The 3,833-nt window shown below is 65.7% G+C and carries 3 protein-coding genes; 2 read left to right on the forward strand and 1 reads right to left on the reverse strand.

All coding sequences use genetic code 11. From position 1 onward, the window contains the following. The first annotated feature begins 4 nt into the window (after positions 1–4). Together serA and JHD07_RS35030 are read left to right on the forward strand one after the other, a co-directional pair. Entirely contained in the window at positions 5–1,594 is a 1,590-nt protein-coding gene (gene serA / locus JHD07_RS35025; protein WP_291630505.1) for a phosphoglycerate dehydrogenase, read from the forward strand. A 236-nt stretch (positions 1,595–1,830) separates the two neighbouring features. After that, complete coding sequence (locus tag JHD07_RS35030; RefSeq protein ID WP_291630501.1) at positions 1,831–3,003, forward strand: acetyl-CoA C-acyltransferase; 1,173 nt, start codon at positions 1,831–1,833, stop codon at positions 3,001–3,003. 77 nt (positions 3,004–3,080) lie between these two features. Here the strand turns inward: JHD07_RS35030 and JHD07_RS35035 are convergent. Further along, a partial coding sequence (locus JHD07_RS35035) for a LysR substrate-binding domain-containing protein (protein ID WP_291630503.1) occupies positions 3,081–3,833 on the reverse strand: 753 nt, incomplete at its 5' end.

The following is a 3,833-nucleotide window of genomic DNA, read 5'->3' on the forward strand; positions in this document are numbered from 1 at the left end:
CCCCATGACCAAACCCAAAGTTCTCATTTCCGACGCGCTCTCGCCCGCCGCCGTGCAAATCTTCAAGGACCGCGGCATCGAGGTCGACTTCCAGCCCAATCTCGGTAAGGACAAGGACAAGCTCGCCGAGATCATCGGCAATTACGACGGCCTTGCGATCCGCTCCGCAACCAAGGCGACCGCCAAGATCCTCGAAAAGGCGGCCAAGCTGAAGGTGATCGGCCGCGCCGGCATCGGCGTCGACAACGTCGAGATCCCGGCCGCGACGGCCAAGGGCATCATCGTGATGAACACGCCGTTCGGTAATTCGATCACGACGGCCGAGCACGCCATCACCCTGATGCTGGCGCTTGCCCGCGAGATCCCGCAGGCGGACGCCTCGACCCAGGCCGGCAAGTGGGAGAAGAACCGCTTCATGGGCGTCGAGATCACCGGCAAGGTGCTCGGCGTCGTCGGCTGCGGCAATATCGGCTCGATCGTCGCCGACCGTGCGCTCGGCCTGCGCATGAAGGTGATCGCGTTCGACCCGTTCCTGTCGCCGGAGCGCGCCAAGGACATCGGCGTCGAGAAGGTCGAGCTCGACGACCTGCTCAAGCGCGCCGATTTCATTACGCTGCACACCCCGCTCACCGAGAAGACCAAGAACATCATCGACGCAGCCGCGATCGCCAAGATGAAGAAGGGCGTGCGTTTGATCAACTGCGCCCGCGGCGGTCTCGTCGACGAGCAGGCGGTGGTCGATGCGCTCAATGCCAAGCACATCGCCGGCGCCGCCTTCGACGTCTTCGTCGAGGAGCCCGCCACCAAGAACGTGCTGTTCGGCCATCCCAACGTGATCTGCACGCCGCATCTCGGCGCTTCCACCACCGAAGCCCAGGAGAACGTCGCGCTCCAGGTTGCCGAGCAGATGTCGGACTATCTGCTCACCGGGGCGATCTCCAACGCGGTCAACTTCCCCTCGATCACGGCTGAAGAGGCGCCGAAGCTGAAGCCGTTCATCGCGCTGGCCGAGAAGCTCGGCTCGTTTGCCGGTCAGCTCACCGAGACCGGCATCCTCAAGGTGGAGATCACCTATGAGGGCCAGGTCGCCGAGATGAAGATCAAGGCGATCACCTCCGCCGTGCTGTCCGGTCTGCTGCGGCCGATGCTGGGCGAGATCAACGTGGTGTCCGCACCCGTCGTCGCCAAGGAGCGCGGCATGGTGGTGGACGAGATCGTGCGCGCCGCCCAGAGCGACTATGAGAGCCTGATCACCGTCGCCGTCACCACCGAGCGGCAGGAGCGGTCGGTCTCGGGCACCGTCTATGCCGACGGCAAGCCGCGCCTCGTCGACATTAAGGGCATCCGTGTCGACGCCGAGTTCGGCAAGTCGATGATCTACGTCACCAACGAGGACAAGCCGGGCTTCATCGGCAAGTTCGCCAGCCTGCTCGGCGATGCCAGGATCAATATCGCCACGTTCCACCTCGGTCGCGTCGCGCCCGGCAGCGATGCCATTGCACTGGTCGAGGTCGACGGCGCGGTGCCCGCCGACCTGCTCGCCAAGGTGCAGGCCCTGCCGCAGGTCAAGCAGGCCAAGGCGCTGACGTTCTGAGAGGCCGTCATTCCGGGGCTCGCGAAGCGAGAACCCGGAATCTCGAGCTTCCGGGTTCGATGCTGGCGCATCGCCCCGGAATGACGAGCACCAAATTCCGACCCGCGGAACAACGCCGCCTCCGTCAATGGAGGCGGCGTTTTATTTTCCCGCGACCTCCTGACTTTGTGTACCAATGGCGCCCAGAACGCCTCGTATCTACGCTCCGTTCAAATCGTTCGATAAGGGAGAAACACATGCGTGAAGCCGTCATCGTTTCCTATGCGCGCACGGGCCTGGCAAAATCCGGCCGCGGCGGGTTCAACATCACGCCGCCGATGTCGCTCGCGGCCCACGCCATCCAGCACGCGGTCGATCGCGCCGGCGTCGAGAAGGACTATGTCGAGGACTGCTATCTCGGCAATTGCGCCCACGGCGCGCCGAACATCGGCCGCCAGGCCGCGCTGCTCGCCGGCCTGCCGAAGACCACCGCCGGCGTCTCGGTGAACCGCTTCTGCTCCTCGGGGCTGCAGACCATCGCCATGGCCGCTAACTCGATCCGCTCGGACGGCGCCGACTGCATCGTCGCCGGCGGCGTCGAGAGCATCTCGATCCCCGGCGGCGCCACGCCGAAGGAATCGGTCGATCCGGAGCTGCTCAAGGTCGCGCCCGACATCTTCATGGCCATGATCGACACCGCCGATATCGTCGCCGAGCGCTACAAGCTCAGCCGCGAATACCAGGACGAGTTCTCGCTGGAATCGCAGCGCCGCATGGCCTCGGCGCAGCAGGCCGGCAAGTTCAGGGACGAGATCGTTCCGATGAAGACCAAGATGAAGGTGGTCGACAAGCAGACCAAGGCCGAGAGCATCGTCGACTACGTCGTCGACCGCGACGAGTGCAACCGGCCCGAGACCACGCTGGAAGGTCTCGCCAAGCTCGAGCCGGTGAAGGGCCCCGGCAAGTTCGTCACCGCCGGCAATGCCAGCCAGCTCTCCGACGGTGCCGCCGCGGTGGTGCTGATGGAAGCCAAGGACGCCGAGAAGCGCGGGCTGAAGCCGCTCGGACGCTTTGTCGCCTGGGCGACCGCCGGCTGCGAGCCCGACGAGATGGGCATCGGCCCGGTGTTCGCGATCCCGAAGCTGCTCAAGCGCACCGGCCTCAAGGTCGACGACATCGACCTGTGGGAGCTCAACGAAGCCTTCGCCAGCCAGTGCCTCTACTGCCGCGACCAGCTCGGCATCGACCCTGCCAAGTACAACGTCAACGGTGGCTCGATCGCGATCGGCCATCCCTTCGGCATGACCGGCGCCCGTCTCACCGGCCACCTCTTGCAGGAAGGCGCCCGCCGCAAGGCCAAGTGGGGCGTGGTGACCATGTGCATCGGCGGCGGCCAGGGCGGCGCCGGCCTGTTCGAGATCTACAGCTGAGACCAGGCAAGCGGTCTGAAGCAAAGGGGCACGGCGCAGGCCGTGCCCCTTTTTTTGCTTCCGCTCGCTTTTCAGCTTCAGGCGGGCGCGCGGCGCTTGGACGCTATAGGCCTCGTTGGACCCATGCAGCGCGCCACCGTCTCGAACAGCCAGGCGACCCCGGCGTCCGCCATCGCAGCTCGTGAGGCGACGACACGCACCGGGTCCGGTGTCCACGGAAACGGCACAGGGCGCATCACGAGGTCGAAGCGCGCGGCATGGCGCTCGACGAGGTGACGCGGCAACGTCCCGATGAAATCGCTCTCGGCGAGCTGCGCCAGCGCCATCATGAAACTGGGCACGGTCAGCGCCACGCGGCGCGAATGGCCGCGTTCGGCCAGCTTGATGTCGACGATGCCGAGCGCATCGCCGATGGCGGAAACCAGCAGATGCGGTGCCGCAAGATAGGCTGAGAGCGTGACCTTGCGGGCCATGCGGTGGCCCTTGCGCATGGCGACGACGAAGTCTTCCTCGAACAGCAACCGTTCGGCGTAACGTGACGGCAGCGGGCCGACCGGCAGCACGGCAAGATCGAGCCGGTGCGAATCGAGCTCGGAGAGCGTGTCCTGCCAGACCTGGCTCGACGACTTGCTGTGCCGTTGCGGCATCAACTGCAGCAGCCGGATGTCGATCCCCGGTCCTTCCCGGGCGATGATCTTGAGGAGAGCATCGAGAAAGACCGCGGCCAGTGCATCCGGTGCGCCGATCGTGAACGAGCGTCTCGCAGTTCTCGGGTCAAAGGGCGCGGCGGCCGACACGATCGCGTCGAGGCGGGACAGCAGCTCGGCGTC

The sequence above is a fragment of the Bradyrhizobium sp. genome (assembly GCF_016462955.1).
Taxonomy (GTDB): domain Bacteria; phylum Pseudomonadota; class Alphaproteobacteria; order Rhizobiales; family Xanthobacteraceae; genus Bradyrhizobium.

Excerpts from the sequence above, each read along its gene's own strand:
- JHD07_RS35030 (WP_291630501.1), top strand. The coding sequence starts at position 1,831 with ATGCGTGAAGCCGTCATCGTTTCCTATGCGCGCACGGGCCTGGCAAAA.
- serA (WP_291630505.1), top strand. The coding sequence starts at position 5 with ATGACCAAACCCAAAGTTCTCATTTCCGACGCGCTCTCGCCCGCCGCC.